The following is a 25,265-nucleotide window of genomic DNA, read 5'->3' as shown; positions in this document are numbered from 1 at the left end:
GAGCCATGTGCAGGTATTTGACCTGACACAGGGCTCTTCTTTTTTTATTCTTTGATCAAGCCTTTGAATAAGCCGACGACAAATTCATTTGGATCAAATGGTTCTAAATCGTTGATGCCTTCTCCAAGTCCCACTAATTTGACTGGCAGCCGCAGCTCGTTACGGATCGCCAAGACGATCCCTCCTTTAGCTGTGCCATCAAGTTTGGTTAAGACGAGGCCAGAAACATCCGTCGTCTCTTTAAACTGTTTTGCTTGATTCATGGCATTTTGCCCCGTTGTTGCATCCAACACGAGCAAGACTTCATGAGGGGCCGTTGGGTCCACTCGCTGAATGATCCGTTTGATTTTTTCTAATTCGTTCATCAAATTGACTTTGTTTTGCAAACGACCAGCGGTATCTACTAATAAAACGTCAGCATTTTCTCGTTTTGCGCGCTCCATCGCATCAAACACAACCGCTGCTGGATCGCCTCCTGCATTGCCACGAACGACTTCAACCCCAGCCCGTTCACCCCAGACCACTAATTGATCGATGGCACCGGCACGGAAAGTATCCGCTGCAGCCAATAAGACTTTCTTGCCTTCGGCTTTGAATTGATGGGCTAATTTCCCGATGCTGGTGGTTTTTCCAACACCGTTCACGCCAACAAATAAAATGACGGTCAACCCCGGTTGCATGTTCAACTCGTTGACTTCACCGACACCCGCTTCCCCATATAGGTCAACCAATTTTTCGATGATGACATTTTGGACATCTGCCGTTTTCTTCACATTACGCAATTTGACTTCTTGTCTCAATGCATCCGCGATCTTCATCGCCGCATCAAAGCCGACGTCTGCGCCGATCAGCGTTTCTTCCACTTCTTCGAAGAAGTCTTCGTCCACCGTACGGAAGTTGGCAAACAATTCGTTCATCCGTTGCCCAAAGGTTTTCCGTGATTTCGTCAATCCTTTGGTGTATTTGTCCTGCACACTTTCCGTCTCTGGCGCTGCTTGAAGGATTGGTTCAGAAGCTGGTACTTCCTCTGATGGTGTATCCTTAGCCACTTCTTCTGGAATACTTGGTGCCTCTTCTCCTTTATTCGCTGTCGTTGCTTCTTGCTGCGGGGACACTTCCGCAGTTTCTTGCTCTGCCTCCAAATCACTGGAGTCGGCGGCTTCTGCAGGTGCCACTGGTTCTGAAGCGCCTTGTTCAGCAGGAGTTTGTGCTGGCTGGCTTTCTTCTGAACGCTGTGCCTCTGGTGAGTCAGCATCGACTATCGGTTTGTCGATTTCTTGCTCTGCTTCTTTGGTTTCTCCAATCAGCGCTTTTTTGATTTTGTCAAAAAATCCCATCTTACGCACCTCCTTTTAAGACATATTCTTCAATCACTGCTGCTACACCGTCTTCTTGGTTTGAAAGGGTGACAACGTCAGCCGCTTCTTTAATGATTGGCACGGCATTGGCCATCGCTACGCCAATCCCTGCATAGCGAATCATCGGCAAGTCATTTTCTTCATCACCGATCGCCATCACTTCTTCTTGCTTGATCCCTAAATCTTGCGCCAATAGGCTGATACCATAGGCTTTGGTGATTCCTTTAGGCATAAATTCCAACAGGTTATTCCGGCTTTTGATGATTTCATATTTCTCGCGGATCTCTGAGGAAATCTCAGGGATCTTAGGATCCAAAACTTCCTGATGGTAGGCGATCACCGCTTTATTATAGAGCATCGATTCATCCAGATCAGCTACGGCAAAAGGACGACAATCCAATAAAGGATTCAAGGAGCCATAAATCGATGGATGCGCTGCTGAAGTCGGCAAACTCAAGACGATCTCTTCTGATACCACGTCTAAAGGCAAATTTAAGTCTTCCGCCACTGAAACCAATTCATGGATATCTGCCAGCTGCATCGCTGCTTTTTCAATGATCTCGCCAGTCTCATTTTTTTGAACCAAACCGCCGTTAAAGGTGATGCTATAGTCGCCGGGTTCTTTCAGCGATAATTCTTCTAAATAGGGACGGATCGCCCGTAATGGACGTCCCGTACAAATGACGATTTTTACGCCTTGTGCTTTGGCACGAGCAAGTACCTCTTTGTTGCGAGGAGTCACTTCTTTTTTGTCATTCAATAACGTTCCGTCTAAATCGATCGCAATCAGTTTAATCATACCATTCCTCCTCTATGCTTGATCTGCTGCAAAACTACCGCCTTCACGCACTTCTTCTAAGCGCACGGACACGGTCTTCGACACTCCAGACTCTTGCATGGTCACACCATACAACACATCTGCGGCTTCCATCGTTCCTTTGCGGTGGGTCACGACGATAAACTGCGTATCATTTTGGAAAGCACTCAAGTAATGACCGAAACGAGAGACATTGGCCTCATCCAATGCTGCTTCCACTTCGTCAAGCACACAAAATGGTACTGGACGAACTTGAATAATGGAAAACAATAACGCAATCGCAGTCAGCGCCCGTTCGCCCCCTGATAGCAAGCTGAGGTTTTGCAATTTCTTGCCCGGTGGTTGGGCTTCAATCTCGATCCCAGTGTTCAATAAATCTTTCGGATCTGTTAAGACTAATTCCGCATGACCGCCGCCAAACATATTAGGAAATACTTGTTTGAATTGCAGACGGATCGCATCGAAGACTTCGCCGAAACGGGTTTTGACTTCTTCATCCATTTCAGACATCGTATCAAACAGCTGTGCTTTAGCCGACAGCAGATCATCTCGCTGGCTCGTCAAGAACAAATGCCGTTGATTGACTTGTTCATATTGTTCGATCGCATTTAAATTGACTGGACCAATTTGCTCGATCGCATGTTTTAGTTCCTGAATGTCGATTTTGGCTTGTTCTGCATCCTCGATTTCAAGGAAATCTTGCGCGGCCTTTTCAAAGGTGAGATTGTATTCTTCTTGTAAATACAACAAACGATTGTCCATCACCAATTCTGCGCGATTTTTTTCGATCTCAACTTCAGTTTTTTCTGACAGCTTTTCTTTTTGCGTTAAGTTTTCAGCACTCAGGGCTTCGTCTAATGCGCCGATTTCTTGTTGAACCACTTGCCGTTGTTCACGAATCACCGTCAATTCCGCTGTTACCTGCTGCTTGGTTTTTGTGAATGCTTCAATTCGCTGAAGAATGTTTTCTTCTGAAAACTCATGATCGCTGACGTTACTTGTCAAGGCAGCTAACTGCCGTTCTAAGGAGTGCTGACGCGCTTCGTTTTCTTCCAATGCTTGATTCGTAGCGGCAATTTTTTGCTGCAAATGCGCCACTTGTTCTTTTTGAACGGCGAAAGCTGCCTGCAAGCGCGCACTTTCTTGTGCTAAGGTTTGGCGTTTTTCCTCGATCAAGTCTTCTTCGGCATTCATTTGATGAATATCTTGATCGATTTTCGCCAATTGCGCCGCAATATTCTTTTGCTGTTCTTCCAAACTCGTCTTCTTCTCATCATATTCTTCAAAGAAGGCTTGCACTTCGCGATGTTCAAAATCAAACACTTGCTGCTCTTGCTTCAAGCGGCTCAGGTCATTCTCAAGATTTTGTAAGCGGCTTTGCAGCTCATGCTCCGTCATACGAGCCTGTTCCCCTTGCGTCCGCAATTCTTCTAGTGCTGCTTGTGCTTCTTTGGTCGCTGCTTCAAAATGCTGGACTTGCTTTTCTGTTTTTAAAAGCCGCTCATCCAATTGCGCCGCTTGTGCCGTCAATTGTTGTAGCTCATTGCTTTGGCTAAACAAACTACCGGCATTTTTCTTCGTTGCGCCACCTGTCATGGAACCGCCAGCATTCATGACATCCCCTTCTAAGGAAACGACCCGATAGCTATAGTTCAATGCCCGTGCTAACGCATTGGCACTTTGCAAGTCTTCGGCAATCAAGATACTGCCTAACAAGTTATCCGTAATGGTTTGGACGTGTTCAGGCGACTGGACCAATTCGCTGGCAACACCGATAAAGCCAGACACTTGCTTGGCTTGATTGCGGGCATAATCTGGCAAATGACGGGCTTTGATGGTCGTCAACGGTAAGAAAGTGGCACGACCGCCGCGATTTTCTTTCAAATACGTGATGGCTGCCCGTGCATCTCGTTCATTTTCAACGACGACATGCTGTGCAGCGGCGCCTAGTGCGGTCTCGATCGCCACGGTATAGTCTTGTGGCACATCGATCAACTCCGCTACTGCGCCAACGATGCCGCTGATCTGTTGTTTGTTTTTCAAAATCAAGCGAACGCCTTGATAAAAACCGCTATAATTTTCTTGAATGTCTTGCAGACTGCGCTGTTTCGCACGTACTTGCTGCACTTGACTCATTAACTGATACATTTTCTTTTGTTCTTCATCAAAGCGTTTTTTGTTGGTTTGAGCTTTTTCTTGAAGATGGATATATTGCTTGCGTTGTTCTTCTAAAATCGCCTTAGCCTGCGTTAGCTGTTCTTCCACGATTTGCGCTTCCGTCGTCTTTTCTTTCAACGACGTATTCATTTGCGTCTGCTTGCTCAACGCCGTTTGATTTTTCGCGGCTTCTTGCTGGTATTGACGCTCCAAGTATTTCAATTCGTTTCCGATCGTTGCCTGCTCTTGCATGGCTTCGACATATTGGCTACGCAATTCTTCAATGATTTCTTTTGCTGAACGTTGGTACTTTTCCTGCTCTTGCTGACACGCCAGCATCGCTGCTTCAACTTCCTGCACACTCCGATTCTTTTGTGAAAGCAAGCCAATCAGTTCCGCTTTTTCTTCATTTAAAAGCGTGACCCGTTCCGTAACTTCCTCTAGGGTTTCTTGGTATTCCGCGGAGCTTTTTTGCGTATGTTTTGATCGCTCATCTAAGACTTCTTTTTGCCCTTCGGCTTGCTTCAGTCCTTCGGTGACCTCTAAAAGCTGCTGATTCAAACGCTCCAACGTTTCATCAAAGGCGGTACGTTGTTGCCGCAAAGAATGTAGCGACAGTTCCCCTTGGTTGATCTTTTCGGAAATCTGCGCCAGTTCTTGGTTAAAGGTACTCAGTTGAGCTTTGGCTGTCTCCCACGCTTCTTTTGCTTTCGTGATCTCTAAGACCGCATAGGCCACATCAACCGTCGTCAATTTTTCTTTTAACGCTAAAAAGCGATTGGCTGCGTCACTTTGGGCTGCCAAAGGCACCAACTGATCTTCTAGTTCATAAATGATATCTTGTAGACGGCTTAAATTGTCTTCGGTTTCAAACAACTTTTGCTCGGCTTTCTTTTTCCGCTGTTTGTACTTCAATACCCCCGCCGCTTCTTCAAAAATCCCACGACGGTCTTCTGGTTTGCTGCTGAAAATTGCTTCTACCTTGCCTTGGGAAATGATCGAAAATGATTCTTTCCCCAACCCAGAATCCATGAATAACTCTTGGATGTCCTTTAAGCGACAAGCTTGTTTATTTAAGAAAAAGTCGCTTTCGCCGGTTCTTCTCAAGCGGCGAGTCACGCTGATCTCACTGTAATCCATCGGTAAGTAATGATCGCTATTGTCTAAAACGATCGTCACTTCCGCTATATTTAGCGCTCTGCGGGTGTCAGAACCTGCAAAAATAACATCAGGCATTTTGCCACCACGTAGATTTTTGGCAGATTGTTCTCCTAAAACCCAACGAATCGCTTCGGTAATATTGCTCTTGCCGCTGCCATTTGGTCCGACGACTGCAGTCACACGATGTTCGAAATCAATGACTGTGCGGTCGGCAAAGGATTTAAAGCCGGCAATCTCTATTCGTTTTAAATACACTCCGCCAGTCCTCTCTTACTGTTCAAGATCTGCCAAGGCATTCGCCGCGGCGTCCTGTTCTGATAATTTCTTCGATTTTCCTTGTCCTTTTCCGATCAAGGTATCATCGCAATAGACTTCCGTCCAAAAAATCCGTTCATGGGCGGGGCCTGCTTCTTTGATCAAACGATAGTTGATGGAAACATCGCCGCCACGCTGCAAGACTTCTTGCAAGCGGGTCTTGTGATCCATCTCATGGGAAAAAGCACCTGCTTTTACTTTTGGAAAAACAACTTTCGTCAAAAAGCCGCTGACACTTTCCAGTCCTTGGTCCAAGTATAACGCACCTAAAAAGGCTTCAAATAGATCACAAAGCAAAGAAGGTCGTTTACGACCGCCAGAGTTTTCTTCCCCTTTGCCTAGACGAATGTATTCATCGAATCGGCAATCTTTGGCAAACATGGATAAACTGTCTTCGCGAACGATTGCCGCCCGTAGCTTCGTCAGCTTACCTTCGGGCAGATCTGGCAATTCACGATACAAATACCGTGAAACGATCAACTCTAAGACAGCATCGCCCAAAAACTCTAAACGTTCGTTATCTGACAAGTGCAAGTTGCGGTGCTCATTCACATAAGATGAATGCGTAAACGCTTGTTCAAGCAGATCTACATCATGGAACACAATATCAAACTTTTCTTTTAGTTCTTTCGTTAATTGTGTATTCATTTGTCACATTCCTTCATTAGTTTATCGACACTTCCCTATTATACTGGTTTTTGCCGAATTATGAAATGTTTCCTCCAAATTCTTGGAAAGACCGTAATAAAATTTTATCTACTTATTCTTCTCCTGTATAAAAAAAGCCTGTTTTCCTCAGATACCTGCAAAAAAACAAGAAAAAAGACGTCCCAGAAAGGACGTCTTTTCATCGATCATTGATTAACGAGATTCAGCTGTAACTGAAATTGTTGCCCAAGGATTGTAATTCACATCATAGGCCCATGTGAAGTCTTTGACACGATTTGATACAGGTAACACCGCACTACGGTAAAGTGTTGGGATAACAAATGCTTCATCAGCAGCATATTCTTGCCATGCATCAAACGCTTCTTTACGTTTTGCTTCGTCAAACGAATCTTTTGAATCGATTGCTTCTAGCAATTTCGTATTTTCTTCTGATTCAAAACGAGTGTAGTTGAACGCAGAGTTAGGTCCATACAAGCCCATTGGTGATGGGTCATAGCCAGTATTCCATGCACCTTGGTAAACATCAATCTCAGGATCATCATTTTCCAATTTGTCATAGAATGCTTGGAAGTCGATCAAGCGACCTGTTGTGTATTGTACATCAAGTCCGATTTCATTCCATTGTTGGATGTAGTAATCTGCTAACGGTTGTGCTGTTTCGCCACCGGACATTGAAGCAAAGTTGATGGTCAATTTCTCACCATTTTTGTCTTCACGCATACCGTCGCCATCGACATCTTTGTAGCCAGCATCATCAAGTAATTGATTTGCTTTGTCGATGTTTAAAGTATAACCTTCAACATCTGTATTGTGTAATGAGCCAAATACTGGTGGGATCAATGTCGTTGCATTTGTACGCAAGCCATTGTAGAAACGGCTTCCGACAGCATCATTATCTAATGCATACCCCATTGCTTGACGCAATGATTTGTCAGCCATTTTTGAATCAGGATTATATTCTACTTTTCCTTCATCAGCATTCCATTTACCTAATTTGAAACCTAAATAGGTGTAAGCAGTATCTGTTCGGCCTAAGATTTGATAACCATCAGTATCTTTATAAGTAGGATACGTATCTGTCGGCATTGATAAAGCCATATCATATTGTTTTGCGTTCATCGCTTCAACAATAGATGAAGTTGGAACTGCTTTAAATGATAATTTATCTAGTTTTGGCTTATCTCCATAATAGTATTCGTTTGGAACGTACTCTACGGATTCACCAGCTACGATATTTGACATTACATATGGTCCGAAGACGATTGGATTTTTACGAACTTGATCGCTTGATTCCATATCTTTGACTTCGATTCCTTCAAAGGCGTGTTTTGGTAATGCAGAAGCCCAAATACCACCACCTGCTTGCATCATACCAGGGTGAACTTCTTTGTATTCGATTTTAACGACTTTGTCACTTTCTTTGGTGATACCAGAAATAGTATCAGCTTTGCCATCATGGTAATCTTCCATACCAACAATGTTAGTAAAGTTACTATCATAACGAATACCAGTATAATCTTTGTTACCAATTACTTCGTATGTGAAGATGATATCATCTGCCGTAACATCTTCGCCATCAGACCATTTCAGGTTGTCGCGTAAAGTAATTGTTGCTGTGTTGTTGTCTTCATCTAGCTCAAGATTTGCAGCCCCGCCGTCAACAATTTTGAAATCAGCGTCATTGACGAATAAACTTTCATTACTTGGCAACATAAATTGTGCATCATAGTTATCTTGATAAAATTCTGTTTGGAACAACCCTTGGAATTGCGTATCCATCACTACTGCAACATCCAAAGTACCACCTTCGATTGCCTCTGCATCATTGCTAACTTCGATTGGGAAGTTGCTTACATCTTCCGTATCGTTTGCTGCATTGCCGCCACCAGAAGAATCGGTTCCGCCGCCGTTGCTGCCACAAGCTGCCAATGCTAACACTGACAAAAGAGTGACCATACCAAAAATATTTTTCTTCATCCTGTATCCTCCTTGTTTATCCTAGTCGTTGACGCGCATCCGCTGAACGCTTAAATGCTTGACCAACGTAATTGATACTCAACATCAAGACTAAAATTAGAATTGATGCGGGTAACCAGATCCACTGTCTGTTGACCAGCACATCACCGCTGCTGGCATATCCGATCAGTGTTCCCAAACTTGGAACATTGGTCGGCAGACCAAAACCTAAGAATGTTAGTGTCGTTTCAATACCGATATTCGCTGCAAAGTTCATTGTTAAGTTGGTGATGATCAATGAGCTAAGGTTCGGCATGATTTCGCGGAACATGATGACAAAGTCATTGGTTCCGAGGGTTTTCGATGCACTAACATAGTCGCGACGGCCTTCTGAAAGGGTCTTACTTCGGAAGAGCCTTGCTTTTCCGACCCAGTAAAAGGCACTCATGACCCATATAAAGGTCCAAACGTTATAACGAGGTACGATCGATACGATAACGATAATGATCAACATGATCGGCAAAATCATAACGAAGTCAACGATACGCATCAAAATGTTATCAATGATGCCGCCGTAGTAACCTGAGATGATCCCTAGTCCGACCCCAACGATCGACGTAATGATCGTGATTGAAAAACCAATCAAGATTGAGTTACGCGCACCGATGATCAATTGTCCCCAAACATCACGGCCACCTTCATCCGCCCCTAAAAGGTAGGTGCCGCCGTTTGGCGAAATCGCGCCAGGTACAGCGTATTTATCAAGGATGCTGACACGCATCACTTGTGATTGATCGATAACTGCCGAGCCGATAAACACGAATAATAAAACTGCGACTAACAAAACTAATGAAAAGATCGCCATTTTATCTTTTAAGAATTCGCGAAAAATCATTTTCAATCCCATAGGCGGGATGCTCTCTTGTTTTAGTACTTTTTCTTTCTTTTCAGACACATTTATCCCCTCCTATTACTGGATTCTGATTCTTGGATCGACAATACTCATGATGATATCTGACAGCAGCGTACCGATCAAGGTCGCTAGTCCTAAGATCAATGTCAGTGAAGTGATCACGGCATAGTCCCGTTGGACGATACTATCGATAAACAGTTTTCCGACACCTGGGTAGGCGAAGATTTTCTCAATGACCACAGAACCTGCGATCAATGACGTGATCTCGTAGCCCATTTGTGATGCGATCGGCAACGATGCATTCCGGAAAACGTGACGTGAGAAGACTTTGTTCGTTGGTACCCCTTTTGAACGAGCGGTACGAACGAAATCCAATGATTTCGAATCAATGACTTCACTTCGCAAGTATTGGATCGTCACTGCTGTTCCTAATAATGCAGAAGTGATTGCCGGTAATAGTAGGTGATACAAGCGACTCCAAAACTCAGCCATGCCGCTGACCCCCGGTGCAACGGAACCACCCGTTGGGAACCAAGCCAATCGGTAACCGAAGATGAACAATGCGATCAACGCAAAGATAAACAACGGTACGGCGAAACTGAAGAAGTTGTAAACAACGACGACTTTATCAAGCAATGAATTTTGGTAACGTCCTGCCCACATCCCTAAAGGAATGGCAATCACGTAAGTCAAAATGACCGTCAATAAAGATAACCACAATGTATTGCTGATACGTCCTGCTAATAATGTTGAAACAGGCAATTTAAAGATGAAGCTTTGTCCAAAGTCCCCTTTTAAGGCATTTCCGATCCAACGGAAATACTGGGTATACCATGGGTCATTCAAACCAGCGGCTTCACGCATCCGCTCAATAACAGCTGGATCTTGGTTTGGATTGATCAAACCAGTAAATGGATCCCCAGGCATTGCTTGTGCGATCAAGAAAATCAAGATACTCAAAATAATGACTTGTGGGATCATCAACAACAAACGACGTAGAATTGTTTTCCACATTATTCAGCACCCCCGTTTTTCAATGCGACTTGGTGCGACTCGGTGATTTTACGCAAGTCATACACTCTGCCAGATTCGTCGTAGTAATCTTTTTGATGGGTCACATATTCCAACTCGACCTTGCGGCGGTTTTCTTTGTGAGCATCGCGATTTTTTACGTCGATTTGAGGAATCGCTGATAATAAACGTTTTGTATAGATGTGACGCGGGTCTTGGTAGATATCTTCCCGAGTCCCGATCTCAACGAAGCGGCCTTTGTACATGATGGCGATATTGTCGCACATATGTTTTACGACCCCTAAGTCATGAGAGATAAATAAGAAACTTAAGCCGAATTCTTGCTGGATCCGTTTCATAAAGTTCAGTACCTGTGCTTGCACGGATAAGTCAAGAGCTGAAACCGGCTCATCGGCGACGATCAGTTTTGGATTGGAAGCTACCGCACGGGCAACCCCTAACCGTTGACGTTGTCCGCCAGAGAATTCATGAGGATATTTGTATAGGGCATCTTCTGGCATCCCAACGATATCCAACAAACTTTTCACACGTGTTTTCTCTTCTTGATCGCTTAAGCGTTCAAAGTTGCGCAATGGTTCTGCGATAATGTCCACCACACGTTTTTTAGGATTCAAGCTAGACATTGAATCTTGGAAAATCATTTGGACATCTTTGTTGTAGTTCATTTTCTTGCGGACAGAACGTTTAGTCACGTCTTGCCCATCATAAATGATTTCGCCGCTAGTGATTTTTTCTAACCCAACGATAGCTTTCCCAGTTGTGGATTTACCAGAACCAGACTCACCAACCAATCCGTAGGTTTTTCCTTTTTCAATGACGAAGTCCACACCATCAACGGCGTACACGTGATCCGTGACGCGGTTGAAGAATCCGCTGCGAATAGGATAGTGGACTTTCAGATCTTTGATTGTAATTAATTCTGTCATCTACACTTCTCCTTCTTCGTCTCTAAAATGAAAATGCTTGTAGCATGTGCAACGGACCAAATGATCAGGTGCTACTTCATGCAAGACTGGGTTTGCTTCGTGGTCGCTTTCAGGGATCCAAGGAATCCGTGCAGCAAACCGACAACCAGTCCGAGGCATATTTTTCAAGGAAGGAACCACCCCTTCGATCACATGCAGTTCACTGTCTTGAGAATTTTCTTGAGGGATCGAGTTAAGCAATGAGCGGGTGTATGGATGTTTCGGATTGGCAAACAACTCTTCGGCTGATGCGACTTCCACAAACTGTCCCCCATACATTACGGCTACTCGGTCGGCCATCTCTGCTACGACACCTAAATCGTGGGTGATCAAAATGATCCCCGTTTGCGTTTCTTCTTGCAAATCTTTTAGTAGATCAAGGATCTGTGCTTGGATCGTCACGTCCAACGCTGTCGTTGGCTCATCCGCAATGATGATTGGCGGTTTACAAGCAATCGCGATCGCGATGATGACCCGCTGACGCATCCCACCAGACAATTCATGAGGGTATTGACGTCCTACACGTGGCGGATTTGGAATCCCAACTTGTTCTAATAATTCTAATGCTCGTGCTTGGCGCTGTTCGGCATTCATATCTGTATGATAAGACAAACCTTCTTTGATTTGGTCTTCGATCCGCATCAACGGATTCAGTGCAGACAACGGATCTTGGAAAATCATCCCAATATCATTTCCGCGAATTTTGTTGTATAACGTTTCATTTAAGTTTGACAAGTTTAAATCTTTATATAAGATTTCCCCAGTGATTTTCGTGTTGTTTGGGTCATGTAGCCCCATGATCGTTGTAGCCAACGTACTTTTTCCGCAACCAGATTCTCCTACGATTGCTAAGATCTCATTACGATCCAGTGTAAAAGAAATACCATCTACTGCGTCATAGTAATCGTCTTTGATACGAAAACCTGTGTGAAGGTTTTGAACATCTAGTAATTGATTATCTCTGGACAATCGAATACCCCTCTCTACTTTCTAAGATGTCTTGCGTTTTAATGTAAAAAAGAAGGAACATGCATTTCATTTCCAAAAGCTTTCTTAACATTGTATAATATATTCTTAATAATTATATAGAAATGCTAACAATAATGCAAGTCCCAGAAAACTTAATACACTGAATTTTCAGAAAATTTACATTACGCTTCCAACGCCGTCATGTCAGGTTTAACGATCGTTTTTTTGATTTCGATTCTAATGAAAAGCCGCCCAAATCACAGCGGATCAATTATGAGAAAGAAAGAGCTAAGTCATCTAGGACTTAGCTCTTATGTCTGTCTTAAGCAAGATGGCTTGAAATATAATCAACCGCTCCACCGACTGTTTCGATCTGCTCGGCATCTTCATCAGAAATCTCGGTACCAAATTCATCTTCTAGTTCAAGGACGAATTCCATCACACTGATCGAATCAGCGTTCAAGTCGTCTTTAATGCTCATCGTATCCGTTACGTTCTCTGCGTCAATTTCAAAATGATTGGCGATCACGACCGCAACTTTCTTGAATACTTCATCTCGTGTCAACTGGCTTCACCTCCACGCGTTTGCACAAAACATAGAATGGCTAACAAACATTGTACTGCTTTCTATGCTTTTTGTCTAGATTTTTTTGCAATTTCATTACAATGATTGCATTATGATTGCGTTTCGTCTTTTGCAGCCGGCATTTCTTCAAAGTGGGCGACCAATTGTGCCACGACATCTGTTGCTAGCATCGTATGGATCTGCTTGATGGTGTACGCTACCGCTTCTGGTCCTGTCGCACCATGGGTTTTGATGACTGGTGCTTTCAAACCAAACAATACGGCCCCGCCATGTTTCGCATAATCCATTTCATTTTTCACTTTCCGCAATGCATCTTTCAGTAACAATGCGCCTAATTTTCCTTTGGTACCTGAATCAAGAATCGATTGTTTCAACAACGCCATCAAGTTCAAGGCGGTTCCTTCGATCGATTTCAAAACAGCGTTCCCAGTAAAGCCATCTGTCACGACGACGTCAGCTGCACCATCCAGTAATTCCCGGGCTTCGACATTGCCGATAAAGTGGATCGTAGGATCCGCTGACAGCAGTTCAAAGGCTTTTTTCGTTAATTCACTACCTTTGGTTTCTTCCGTTCCGTTATTTAACAAGCCGACCCGTGGTCGATTGATCCCACGAACTTTTTGGGCGTAAAAGGATCCTAAGACGGCATAGTTTGCCAAATGTTCTGGTTTATTGTCGGCATTGGCACCTAGATCCAGCATATCAAAGCCAGCATCTTTGCCGATCACTGGCATTGTGGACATCAATCCTGGACGATCGATTCCTTTGATCCGACCGACAATAAACAAACCAGCCGCTAACAAGGCACCGGTATTTCCAGCTGAAAAAATCGCATCTGCTTCGCCATTTTTCACTGCTTGTGCCGCTAAGACCATTGAAGCGGTTTTTTTCCGTCTGATTGCTTTGACGGGTTCGTCATCACTATTGATTTTTTCATCTGTGTGGATGATAGTGACATTTTTATCATCCGTCATGTATTTTTTGATTTCATTTTCTTTTCCGTAAAGGAGGAATTCAATCTCTGGAAAGTCTTTTTTCGCCAGCATGACTCCTTCTACGATCGCTTTTGGGGCGTTGTCTCCGCCCATTGCATCAACAGCAATCCGCATCTCGCTGCCACTCCCTTCATTTTCCCAATCAGTATAGCATATTCTTTAATCAAAAAATTGTTTGTCTGCTTTTTTTGCTGCCAAATAGTTCGCCAATGCCGAAAATTCTGGCAACAGCTGCCAGCCGTTTTTTTGCCAAAGCTGGGTAGCTTCGACTTGTGCCACTTCTAGAATATGGGCATCCGCGACCAAATCGGCAGCCGCAAACTCTGGCAAGCCCGATTGTCGATTGCCGAAGACTTCTCCTGGCCCCCGCAACTGCAAGTCTTTTTCGCTGACTACAAAGCCGTTGGTGGTTTCTGTCATGATTTTCATTCGTTCGACCCCCGTCTCATTTTTCGGGTTCGCGATCAAAATACAGTAAGAAGCATCGGCGCCGCGTCCTACCCGTCCACGTAATTGGTGGAGCTGGGCTAATCCGAAACGATCAGCATCGATGATCAGCATCACTGTCGCATTGGGAACATTGACCCCTACTTCGATGACCGTCGTGGAAACCAAGATCTGCAGTTGATTTTCTTTGAATGCTTCCATAATAGTGTCTTTTTCTTGATTCTTCATTTTCCCGTGCAGCATCCCTACTTGATAGGTTGGGGAAAAATAACTTTGTAGCTGCTCATAAATCTCCGTGGCATTCTTGACATCCAGCATTTCGGATTCTTCGATCAAAGGACAGATGACATACATCTGATGCCCTTGGGCCAATTCTTTTTGCGCCCACTCTAAGATCGATTCAAACTGCGGTGGCCGGACCCAGCGCGTCTCTACAGGAATCCGTCCTGCCGGCATCTCATCGATCACCGAAACATCCATTTCGCCATAAGCCGTGATCGCTAGCGTACGTGGGATTGGTGTGGCGGTCATAAAGAGCACATCAGGCAGATAGCCTTTTTCCCTTAAGACTTTTCGCTGATTGACCCCAAAACGGTGTTGTTCATCGGTGATGACTAAGCCAAGATGTGCAAAGTCTACCCCTTCTTGGATCAGCGCATGGGTCCCAACGATGATATCGATCTCCCCGGCTGCTAATTGTTCTAAGATGACCCGCCGTTCTTTTGGTTTGGTCGAGCCTGTCAAAAGAGCGGTGGTCACTTCTAAGGGGTCAAAGAGTTGATTCAAGCTTTCTAGGTGCTGTTGGGCCAAAATTTCAGTCGGCACCATCAGTGCGCCCTGAAAGCCAGCCGTCATCGTAGCATAGAGGGTGATCGCCGCAACGACTGTTTTCCCGCTCCCTACATCTCCTTGCAAGAGCCGCTGCATGTGCTGCGGACTTTTCAGGTCATGGCAGATTTCATTGGTCACGCGCTTTTGCGCATTCGTCAATTCAAAGGGCAGTTTACGAGTAAATTCTTTCAAGCGTTGCACATCATAATCGATCGCCAAGCCGTTTTTCTCGGCTTTTTCGCTTTTCTTCAGTCCTTGGATCTGCATTTGGAACAAAAAGAACTCTTCAAAAATCACCCGACGCTTCGCTTGATGGCTCTCTTGGGGATCTTTGGGAAAATGCATTGCAAACATCGCGGATTTCCGATCCAACAAGCGATATTTTTCGATCAATGACAAAGGCAAGATCTCTGTGATCTGATCACCAAAATCAAGAAATGCCTGTTTGATCAGTTCGATCAACACACTTTGACGCACGACTTTATTGACATGATAAATTGGGGCAAAGTCTTCTGCGCTCTTGCTGCCGAGAATTTTCATCCCCGTCAGTCCTTTGCGTTTGGCGTCCCATTTGCCATAGACGGCGATCTCTTCTGAAACCTCTACTTTATCCTTCAAATAAGGCTGATTGAAAAAGGAGACATTAAAGACATCGTGGTCTTGCATCATGCGAAATTGCAACCGACTTTTCTTATAACCAAAGCGATTGACGACCGGCGGGGAAACGACGATCCCCTTGATCGTTACTTTTTCTTGGTCTTGAATCTCCGCTAATTGCCGTTCTTGAATGTCTTCATAACGAAACGGATAATACTTCAGCAGGTCTTCGATGGTTTCGATCCCTAAACTTGCCAAGTCTTGGGCGCGTTTTTCCCCGACACCCTTTAATACCGTAAGTGGCTGATTTAGCATAGGTACCCTCCTTTTCCAAAGTGATTTTGTTTATTGCAGAGGTTCCTGCATTCATAGAAAAAGACGGAGCCAAAAATCATCTATGATTTTTGCCCCCGCCGCCTAATTTGTTTATTCTGCTGAGAAAAGATATGGATAAACCGGCTGATCTCCTTGATGGATCTCTACTTCGATCTCAGGATGCAGTTCAACGATCGCTTCTTCGATTTTCGCTGCTTCTTTGGCTTTGCCTTCTTCACCGATAATGATGGTGACGATCTCAGTATCTTCTGTGATCATTTTTTCTAAGGTAGTCATAGAAGCAGAGAAACGATCGGGAACAGAAACAACGATTTTGCCGTCCACCATTCCTAAGAAGTCGCCTTCTGTGATTTCGATGCCATCAATTGATGTATTACGGATCGCATGGGTCACTGAGCCACTGACAACACTTGCTAAGACATCAGTCATCGCTTGCTGGTTTTCAGCTAGTGTGGATTGCTCGTGGAAGGCTAGCATCGCCGTCATCCCTTGAGAGATCGTCCGTGTTTCAACAACCGCTACTGGAATCTCGGAAACTTCCGCTGCTTGCTGCGCAGCCATAAAGATATTTTTGTTGTTCGGTAATACGATCACTTGATCAGCATTGACTTCATTGATTGCCACCAAAATGTCTTCTGTACTTGGGTTCATCGTTTGGCCACCACTGATGACATAAGAAGCGCCTAGGCTAGTAAACAATTCTTTCAAGCCTTCGCCAGCCGCGATCGCGATGATCGCAAATGGTGTCCGCGGACGTTTTACTGGTGCAGTTTTTGCTTCTTGCTGATCGTGTTCCAAGATCGTTTCATGCTGAAGACGCATGTTATCGACTTTGATTTTCACCAACGAGCCAAATTTTTGACCATAATTCATAACTTCGCCGGGATGTTCCGTATGGACATGGACTTTGATGATCTCATCGTCATTGACCACTAATAAGGAATCCCCTAACTCGTTTAAGTAATTACGGAATGTTTCATAATCAAATTCACTATCTACAGTCGGACCTTCACCGATCTTCACCATGATTTCTGTACAGTAACCAAAGGTGATGTCTTCTGTCGCTAAGTGCCCTTGAACGCTGCGATGATGTTCGGCATTGACCATTTCGTCCATAGCCGCTGGGGAAGGTTCGAAGATTTCATCGGCTGGGTATTCCCCAGTCAATGCATTTAAGAAGCCTTCATAGATAAACAACAATCCTTGACCGCCGCTATCTACCACGCCGACTTCTTTTAAGACGGGCAATAGATCAGGGGTTTTCGCCAATGAACGTTTTGCGCCGTGAACCACGGCTTTCATCACTTCGATACAATCATCGGTAGTTTGTGCTTTTTTCTCGCCATATTCAGCTGAGATGCGTGCCACAGTCAAGATGGTTCCTTCCACAGGTTTCATGACTGCTTTATAGGCGGTTTCTACTCCATGAGTAAAGGCTTGAGCCAATTCTGGTGCAGTGAGTGTTTCTGCGGTCGGGATAGCTTTAGAAAAACCGCGGAATAATTGAGACAAAATGACGCCGGAATTCCCACGTGCGCCCATCAATAGTCCTTTTGAAAGTGTAGCGGCAAGATCGCCGACGTTTTCTGAAGTCGCATCTGCGACAGCTTTTGCTCCACTGGTCATGGATAGATTCATGTTTGTCCCGGTGTCTCCATCTGGAACAGGAAACACATTCAATGAGTTGACAAACTCTGCATTAACTTGTAGACGAGCCGCGCCTGCCTGCACCATTTCTTGAAACTGACTTGCGCTGATATTCGTTACCTTCACTTAGATAGTCCTCCTTAAAATCATCCGCCATGAACGGATCCCTTGCCTAATCTGGCAGTACACGTACGCCTTGAACAAATACATTTACCGAGTTCGCAGATACACCTAGCATCGTTTCTAAGTTGTATTTCACTTTTTCCTGCACGTTGCGGGAAACTTCGGAAATTTTTGTTCCATAGCTAACAATCGTGTATACATCCACTGCAATGCCGTTTTCTTCTTGGCGGACAACGACACCGCGAGAATAATTTTCTTTTCGTAAAATTTCATTGATGTTATCTTTGATTTGTTTCTTGCTAGCCATACCAACAATGCCGAACACATCTGTTGCTGCGCCTCCGACCACTGTTGCAATGACTTCATTGCTGATTTCAATAATACCTGATGAGGTTTGAATTTTTACAGCCATTTTATAGCCTCCTTCAATGGGCATGACCCATCTTTCTTCTTACATATTTTATCATAGCTGTACCGCAAATAAAAGGATGAGACATATGAAAAGGGGCTTTCTGACCAAACGTCTTGCATTTCGACCTTGTTTAATTTACAATGTTTACTGGGAAAAGTCAATGTTTCTTGAAGATTACTCTTGCTTTTTTCACCTTTCTGTGATAAATTCAGATGGTATGAGCTGAAATAGCGCTCCAACATCAAGGCAAAGGAGGAAATAACCACATGGCTAAAGTTTGTTACTTTACTGGACGTAAAACTGCAAGTGGAAACAATCGTTCTCACGCAATGAATGCGACAAAACGTACTGTGAAACCTAACTTGCAAAAAGTTCGCGTTATGATTGACGGAAAACCTAAAAAAGTTTGGGTGTCAACTCGTGCTTTGAAATCTGGAAAAGTTGAGCGCGTATAATTAGACCTTTTCGGCCGTTCGTTTTGAACGGCTTTTTTTGTACCCTTTTTTCTTTGGTGCGCTTTCACTTAGGTTTTCATTAAAGAAAATAGGTCTTTGTTTTTTTAATCGATTCACCTGTGGTAAACTAAGAAAAAATTGATAAAGAACAGGTGACTTCTTGTGACGAAAATAAAAACATTTGCCAAACAACATTGGCCTTATATGCTTGCTAGTTTCTTCTTGCCGTTTCTTATCATGGCAGTGATCTATTTGACCATCGGTATCTACCCCGGCAGCAGCCGCAGTGTCTTAGCCAGTGATGCCTTTTCGCAATTCTCAAACTTTCATGCCAGCTTTCGCAATATGCTCTTAGGCAAGCAAAGTATCTTTTATACATGGAACGCCTCTTTAGGCTTAAATTATCTGGCATTGATCTCCTATTATTTAGGGGGAATCTTCACTCCCCTCGTCTTATTTTTCCCAAATCAGCTAATGCCAGATGCGCTGTACTTTTTAACCTTGATCAAAATCGGCAGTGCGGGCTTGGCGTTTTGGTTCTATGCCAGCCAAACCTTTAAGATCCAACGTTGGCAGCATGTGACCTTAGCAGTCTGTTATGCCTTGATGTCCTTCATCACCGCCCATTCGGAACTGATCATGTGGCTTGATGCCATGATCTATCTACCGCTAGTGATTTTAGGTATTGACCGGTTAGTGAAAAAGAAAAAAACAGTCGTGTTATTTATCAGTTATCTGCTGTTATTTTTATCCAGTTTTTACATGGGCTTTATGATCGGTCTCTTTTCCGTGATGTATTTCTTGGTTCAATTGGGTCGCAACTGGAAGCAAGCTCGCGGGGCGATCATTCCTTACGGCATCACCTCTTTGTTAGCTGGCGGCGCCTCAATGGTGATCATCTTACCTGCCTTATTAGATTTGCGGTCGAACGGGGAAGAATTGACGACGATTTCTTCCTTTAAAACCGAAGCCACCGATGTCTTTGATCTCGTGATGAAAAACATGATCGGTGTTTACGATACGACAAAATACGGCTCCATTCCCTTCATCTATATCGGCTTATTGCCGTTGCTGTTGTGTATTTTATATTTTGTTTCGAAGAAAATCCGCTTGAAAGATAAATTCTTATACGCTGGCATGTTTGCTGTTTTGATCGCCAGTTTTTATATCGTGCCGATGAATCTTTTTTGGCATGGGATGCATGCCCCAAATATGTTCCTTTTCCGCTATGCCTATTTGTTCTCCTTCTTAGTGATCATGCTGGCGGGATACGGATGGGAGCAACTTCAGCAAAAAGATCGCGGATTGTTTCTCATTATTGGTCTTTCTACGATCGTGGTATTTGCCCTCTCCTACGCATTGAAAGGAGCCGGAACCTATGAATATGTTTCCGCTACTTCCTTTGCGCTAACGATCGTATTCTTTGTTCTTTACTTGTTATGTATTGGGTTCGGGCAATTAGGTCTTTTAACACAAAAACGAGTGACGATCTTGATGCTGATCTTCGTCTGCGGAGAAATGGCCGTCAATACGAGCGGCATGGTTCGCGGAATTTTGAATGATTGGAACTATGCTTCTCGTAGTTTGTATACAGAACCTTATCCGGACATCAAAAAACTAGTCACTCAAGCCAACGAAGACAATGATACCTTTTTCCGATTAGAAAACCTTGATCCTGTTTCTTCCAACGACAGTATCAATTATGGCTACAGCGGGGTCAGCATGTTTTCTTCAATTCGTAACCGCAATTCCTCAAGCTACCTGGATAAGCTGGGCTTTCGGTCTCGCGGCACCAATTTAAATATCCGCTATCCGAATAATACCTTGCTGATGGATGCTTTTACAGGAATCAAATACAATATCTCCAAGCCAAATCTCACCAAATACGGCTTTCAACGAGTCGGAGAATCTGGTGAATACAAGCTCTATGAAAATCAAAATGCGTTACCTCTAGGTTTCTTGGCTGAACCGACCATCGAATCGATTGAACAGCCGCAAAACGACAACTTGACGAGCCAGAAAAATCTTTTCAATGGCTTGGCCGATTTAAATTTAGAGTATTTTGCCTTTCAGCCGATCACGGTGATCCATAGTAAAAATACAGATATCACCAATGACGGCATGTATATGAAATTTACTGAGCAAGAAAGCAATGTCGCAAAAGAAGTGACTTGGCAAGTGGAGGTTCCGGCGAACTCGCAAGCGTACTTGAGTCTCTTCCCTGCCAACTTCGGAGAATTGGAAAGCTCATCTGCCACCGTGACAGTCAACGGTCAGCAGCGAGAAACGCAAATCAGTATCAACGGTCAATACTACGACTTAGGACATTATGAGACCGATACGACGGTTCAATTCACCGTCAGCTTCTACGGAACGCCTGAAATCTCCTTCCAAAACCCGCAAGTCGTGACCTTGAATACCAACGCCTACCAACAAGCAATTGATGCGATCCAAGAACGAGGGGTCGCTATGACTGTCGGCAAACGCAGTGCCAAAGCCGACATCACGACTGAAAAAGAGCAGCAGCTTGTAACAACCATCCCTTATGACAAGGGCTGGACTGCTACGCTTGACGGCAAAGAAGTCCCAATCACGGCCTTTCAAGATGGCTTTATCAGTGTGACGATCCCAAGTGGCACCCATCACTTGGAACTGTCCTTCTTACCGCAAGGCTTTGTTATCGGTGTTTGCTTGTTCTTTGGCTGCATCGCATTGTTTATCTTGTTTGCTTGGTTTTACCAGAAACAAGTAGCCAAAAAGCAAGTCTTGGACAACCAACGCCAACTCATGGATCAACCACCAGAAACCTAATCGAAAAAGAACCAACTCGTCTTTTTGAGGCGATCTCCTTAAGTTAGAGCAAAAGCTGACTTATGGGTGTCGCTCAATGATCGGTGAGTTTGGTTCTTTTTTGTGCTCAGGTTCCGCAGTTGTTCGCTCTAGTGGTCTTAGCATCCATTACCCGCTAGATCCCCTTCGATTCGGGGAGCAATGCCTAGCCCGTTAGCCCTTAGAGCGTTTAGCGAAACATAAGATAACTGTTGGGTTCTTCCGCATTTTTCTTGATGGAGTGCAACGATCGCTCCCATAATTTAACCATTTTGGTTTGTTTTAAGACGCGAAAGATCGAAAGCCCTTGATCGATTTTCAACAGTCCTTTTTCTTGATCGCCATAAATATACCAGTACCATCCTTGATAGCAAAGAAGATGCGTACTGTTTAGCATGTCTCCGCGATCTGCCAATAATTCCTCTGAAATGGTCAACACCTCTTTTGCCCACTCCAGGCGGCGAAAATTGACAAACGTCGTAAAACAACTAAAAATCAAATCCATTTGAATTTCTCGCATCAAGGACAAACCTTGTTCTTTTTTTGTGCGAGAGATAGCGATCTGCAGTAAGTGATAGGAGGTTTCGACAGGAAACAAGAATTGAAAATAACGAAACAGCAAAATCTCATAAACGCCCCAGTTGTCTACTTTCGTAAGGTAGGAAATGACGGGGCGGGTTTTGGTGCGTAGCTTTTCCATATAGTCGCCAGAAGAGTGATCGGGTTTAGGACCTGAGAGATTGATTTCATGTATCTCCTTTGTGATCTCAAGGTACAGAAAAACAAAAGAATGCTGTTTGGAAGCGGCGATCAGTTCGCTACGCATTTCCTCCAGCCCTTCTTTGCTTCTCTGGGCGTGGGCGTTACTCAAATAAGCTTCTTTGTTGATCCCTAAAATTCGATCCAGTAAATCCATAAATTCGCTCGTCATATAGCTGGGAAAGCTCATCAGGTTGTCGTGACCTTTTACGCCCTTTTGTTGCGCACGCAAATAATAAAACTCCTCCACTGTGACATGGATATTTTCTAATAAGCGTTCCAATCGATGAATACTGATACTTGAAGCACCTTGCTCAAATTTACTGATAAACGAGCGACTGTTTTGTTCATCCGCCACTTGAGCGATCGTATAGCCGCGCTCTTTGCGCAATTGTCGGTACAGTTTTCCTTCTTCCATAACCATCCTCCTCACAACGATCGGTCTACAAACACCAAACCAATCCCACTTCACGAATGAAGCTCCGCAATTAAATTTTCCTGTTCTAGATTCAAATTTAGATTCAAACCTATAAAATGTTGAGGAACAAAATCTGCGGCACCTTATTTACATGCCACTCTTTTAGCTGTTAACCACTCGTGACAGTAACCTCTGGTACGCTCCTGGTACATTTAAATTCCACTATAGTGGATTATTTTCTCTTCTTAGTATAAAGCATCCTATACTGATTTTACAACGTAGAACGTGAAAGGATGATTTCGATGAAAGAATATCAACAAAACAACGGCTATCGTGCCTTAGTCAACGCCGCCTTACTCAGCGGCATCGGCATGAGTTTATTTAATATCGTCTTTGTAGTTTATGCCAGTACATTACCCTTTAATGCCCTTGCTGTTTCCTTAGCCTCCATGGCACTGTTAGTCCCTGATCTCTTAAGGATCCTGACCGGCTATCTAGCCGATCGTACCAAAAACAAAGTGCAATGGATGATCAGCAGTCGACTATTACAAGGAGTCCTTTTTGTGGCACTCGCTTTTTTGATCCAACTGCCGCCTAGTTTATGGTCTTTCTTCCTTTTGCTAGGCATCAACATTGTATCTGATTGTTTGGGCGCTTATTGTTCTGGGTTACAGCTGCCCTATGTTCGCCGTCTTGTGCCTGCTGATTCCTTAGACAGTGCCATGGGCTTTCAAATGGCGTGTCAAACCACCGTTCAAATCGTCTTTCAAGGCATCGGTGCTTGGGGGATCATTTTACTGAATAATAACTTTGCGGCTTTTGGTTTGATCAATGCCGTGACGTTTTTCTTAGCCGCGATCGTGATCTTCCTGAACCGCTCGCTCTTCTATGCGGTGCCAGGGAAAATCAATCAAGCAGCAACACCACTCTTTCAGAATTTCTCGGATACTTTTAAATTATTGACTGGTACGGCTTTTCTTAAAAAGATGATCCTCTTTGCCTTACTGATCAATACCTTAGCTGCTAGTACGAGCGGTCTACTAAATCTCCAGCTGTTGGATGACCTTGCGCTTTGGTTTGCCAATTATGGCAACACCGTTGCGATGGCAGGCATCGCTACTTCGATCGGTATGGTCGCTGGCGCCTTGTTTGCTGCCGACTGGTTCAAGAATACCGGTTTGGTTCGCTTGATTGCGTATACCTCTTTCGTTTTATGTCTGTTGACCTTGAATTTTCTCTTCCTGCATAACCGTTGGCTCATGATTGTGCTGCTCTTTGCTGAAGGCTATCTGATTGGAAAAATCAATCCCCGCTTTTCGGCACATCTGATTCGTGAGATCGATGAAGAACATCTCGCCATCAGCAGCGGGATCTTTTCCACCATTGTGATGCTAGGGGGACCCGTCGGTCAAATGGTCTTTTTAGGCATCGGCAATCGCTATCACGTTGCTTGGAGCTGGCTGCTTTACTTGCTTTTTGCATTTTTAGTAGCGATCGCTGCCTTAGTCGCTGCCAGTACCTTAGAAAAAACACCCACCACTGCTGCGCCTAAAAACGCTGCGGAAAGGACTGAAGATTGGCAAGAAACAGCCCCTGTTTTGCCTGAGAAAAAATAAAAACACAAGCTTTCGCTTTCTCTTGTTGGACAAGAGCAGCGAAGCTTGTGTTTTTCCTTATTCATAGGCAACGTGAACCAAATACAATCCTTCTGGATGAGCTGTGGGACCTGCTGCATTTCGGTCTTTTTGCGCAATGATCGCAGGAATACTGTCCGGTGCGAGGCGTCCATTGCCGATTTTCAGCAATGTGCCCACCATGATTCGGATCATCTTGTACAAAAATCCATCGCCGCGAAAGGTGAAAATCAACTCATCTCCAGCGTCATTGACCGCCATGGACGCTTCATGGATCGTCCGCGTTTTGTCATCGACGGAACTGCCCGTCGCGCAAAAACTGGTAAAGTCATGGGTGCCTAAAAAATCTGGCAACGCTCGTTGGATTTTTTCCAAATCTAGCGGATACGGATAATAGCTGGCATAATGGCGGCGGAAAGGACTGCGAGGTTTCCCAATGTCCACTCGAAACTGGTAGGTTTTTTCAACGACTAAGTAGCGGGCATGGAAGGTATCGTCAACGATCTCCACCGATTTTACCGCAACATCTTCTGGCGTTTGGGTATCTAAACCAAAGCGCATTTTTTCCAGTGGGCGCTTTTGAGGGAAATCGAAGTGGATCACTTGCCCTTGCGCATGGACCCCCGCATCGGTGCGGCCAGAGCCATGAATCTGAATCGGCTGCCCATTGTTCATCTTCGTTAATGTCTTCTCAATCTCTTCTTGAACCGTTCGTCCATTGGGTTGACGCTGAAATCCTTGAAAATTCGTGCCATCATAAGCGATCGTCGCTTTATAGCGGACCATTTAATCACCTGTTTCTTTCTATTTTTTCACAAAAAAGCCTATGAGAAAAGTCTGATCGATCGACAGGCCTTTTCGAACCAGCCGCTGGGATCGCCAGC

19 protein-coding genes are annotated in these 25,265 nt (G+C 44.3%); 3 read left to right on the top strand and 16 right to left on the bottom strand.

Going from position 1 to position 25,265, the window contains the following annotated elements; all coding sequences use genetic code 11:
• Positions 1–44 precede the first annotated feature (44 nt).
• From ftsY to IGJ74_RS01440, 14 genes are all read right to left on the bottom strand, one after another.
• A complete protein-coding gene (ftsY, locus tag IGJ74_RS01505; protein WP_087664795.1) occupies positions 45–1,337 on the bottom strand; it encodes a signal recognition particle-docking protein FtsY in 1,293 nt (430 codons plus the stop codon).
• A gap of 1 nt (position 1,338) precedes the next feature.
• Positions 1,339–2,157, bottom strand: a complete 819-nt coding sequence (locus IGJ74_RS01500) for a Cof-type HAD-IIB family hydrolase (protein WP_016619609.1) — start codon at positions 2,155–2,157, stop codon at positions 1,339–1,341.
• Between the two features lie 12 nt (positions 2,158–2,169).
• Positions 2,170–5,748, bottom strand: coding sequence for a chromosome segregation protein SMC (gene smc, locus IGJ74_RS01495; protein ID WP_218193348.1), 3,579 nt, complete (start codon positions 5,746–5,748; stop codon positions 2,170–2,172).
• Between the two features lie 15 nt (positions 5,749–5,763).
• Positions 5,764–6,456 carry a ribonuclease III gene (rnc, locus tag IGJ74_RS01490; protein ID WP_005227136.1) on the bottom strand — a complete coding sequence of 231 codons (693 nt, stop codon included), beginning with the start codon at positions 6,454–6,456 and terminating at the stop codon, positions 5,764–5,766.
• A gap of 213 nt (positions 6,457–6,669) precedes the next feature.
• The gene (locus IGJ74_RS01485; RefSeq protein WP_008376345.1) at positions 6,670–8,454 is read right to left on the bottom strand and encodes an oligopeptide ABC transporter substrate-binding protein; all 1,785 of its coding nucleotides are present in this window, start codon (positions 8,452–8,454) and stop codon (positions 6,670–6,672) included.
• A gap of 16 nt (positions 8,455–8,470) precedes the next feature.
• On the bottom strand, positions 8,471–9,340 hold the full coding sequence (locus tag IGJ74_RS01480; RefSeq protein ID WP_153883525.1) for an ABC transporter permease: 870 nt from the start codon (positions 9,338–9,340) through the stop codon (positions 8,471–8,473).
• A 63-nt stretch (positions 9,341–9,403) separates the two neighbouring features.
• Complete coding sequence (opp4B, locus tag IGJ74_RS01475; RefSeq protein ID WP_005227132.1) at positions 9,404–10,360, bottom strand: oligopeptide ABC transporter permease; 957 nt, start codon at positions 10,358–10,360, stop codon at positions 9,404–9,406.
• Positions 10,360–11,304, bottom strand: a complete 945-nt coding sequence (locus tag IGJ74_RS01470; protein WP_005232492.1) for an ABC transporter ATP-binding protein — start codon at positions 11,302–11,304, stop codon at positions 10,360–10,362. The genes opp4B and IGJ74_RS01470 overlap by 1 nt, the downstream gene beginning before the upstream one ends.
• On the bottom strand, positions 11,305–12,312 hold the full coding sequence (locus tag IGJ74_RS01465) for an ABC transporter ATP-binding protein (RefSeq protein WP_005232494.1): 1,008 nt from the start codon (positions 12,310–12,312) through the stop codon (positions 11,305–11,307).
• A 322-nt stretch (positions 12,313–12,634) separates the two neighbouring features.
• On the bottom strand, positions 12,635–12,877 hold the full coding sequence (gene acpP, locus IGJ74_RS01460; protein WP_005227129.1) for an acyl carrier protein: 243 nt from the start codon (positions 12,875–12,877) through the stop codon (positions 12,635–12,637).
• A gap of 110 nt (positions 12,878–12,987) precedes the next feature.
• Entirely contained in the window at positions 12,988–14,007 is a 1,020-nt protein-coding gene (gene plsX / locus IGJ74_RS01455; RefSeq protein ID WP_005232496.1) for a phosphate acyltransferase PlsX, read from the bottom strand.
• A gap of 45 nt (positions 14,008–14,052) precedes the next feature.
• Positions 14,053–16,083, bottom strand: coding sequence for an ATP-dependent DNA helicase RecG (gene recG / locus IGJ74_RS01450; RefSeq protein WP_034878138.1), 2,031 nt, complete (start codon positions 16,081–16,083; stop codon positions 14,053–14,055).
• 111 nt (positions 16,084–16,194) lie between these two features.
• Positions 16,195–17,877 (bottom strand): DAK2 domain-containing protein, encoded by a 1,683-nt coding sequence (locus IGJ74_RS01445; RefSeq protein ID WP_005232500.1) that lies wholly within the window; start codon positions 17,875–17,877, stop codon positions 16,195–16,197.
• 46 nt (positions 17,878–17,923) lie between these two features.
• Complete coding sequence (locus tag IGJ74_RS01440) at positions 17,924–18,286, bottom strand: Asp23/Gls24 family envelope stress response protein (RefSeq protein ID WP_005227125.1); 363 nt, start codon at positions 18,284–18,286, stop codon at positions 17,924–17,926.
• 266 nt (positions 18,287–18,552) lie between these two features.
• Between IGJ74_RS01440 and rpmB the strand changes: the two genes are divergently transcribed.
• A complete protein-coding gene (gene rpmB / locus IGJ74_RS01435) occupies positions 18,553–18,741 on the top strand; it encodes a 50S ribosomal protein L28 (RefSeq protein WP_005232504.1) in 189 nt (62 codons plus the stop codon).
• Between the two features lie 162 nt (positions 18,742–18,903).
• Positions 18,904–21,552: a YfhO family protein gene (locus tag IGJ74_RS01430; RefSeq protein WP_087664793.1), complete on the top strand. Its 2,649-nt coding sequence runs from the start codon at positions 18,904–18,906 to the stop codon at positions 21,550–21,552.
• A 208-nt stretch (positions 21,553–21,760) separates the two neighbouring features.
• Here IGJ74_RS01430 and IGJ74_RS01425 read toward each other — a convergent pair whose 3' ends face one another.
• Positions 21,761–22,747: an Rgg/GadR/MutR family transcriptional regulator gene (locus IGJ74_RS01425; protein ID WP_087664792.1), complete on the bottom strand. Its 987-nt coding sequence runs from the start codon at positions 22,745–22,747 to the stop codon at positions 21,761–21,763.
• 302 nt (positions 22,748–23,049) lie between these two features.
• On the opposite strand from IGJ74_RS01425, the gene IGJ74_RS01420 reads away from it, so the two are divergent.
• The gene (locus IGJ74_RS01420) at positions 23,050–24,363 is read left to right on the top strand and encodes an MFS transporter (protein WP_218193347.1); all 1,314 of its coding nucleotides are present in this window, start codon (positions 23,050–23,052) and stop codon (positions 24,361–24,363) included.
• 57 nt (positions 24,364–24,420) lie between these two features.
• Here IGJ74_RS01420 and truA read toward each other — a convergent pair whose 3' ends face one another.
• On the bottom strand, positions 24,421–25,167 hold the full coding sequence (truA, locus tag IGJ74_RS01415; RefSeq protein ID WP_010748617.1) for a tRNA pseudouridine(38-40) synthase TruA: 747 nt from the start codon (positions 25,165–25,167) through the stop codon (positions 24,421–24,423).
• Positions 25,168–25,265: the final 98 nt, after the last annotated feature.

It is taken from the genome of Enterococcus sp. AZ009 (assembly GCF_050548785.1).
Taxonomy (GTDB): domain Bacteria; phylum Bacillota; class Bacilli; order Lactobacillales; family Enterococcaceae; genus Enterococcus_D; species Enterococcus_D entomosocium.
Note: the sequence above shows the minus strand (reverse complement) of the source record. Positions and strands in the feature narration are given on the sequence as shown.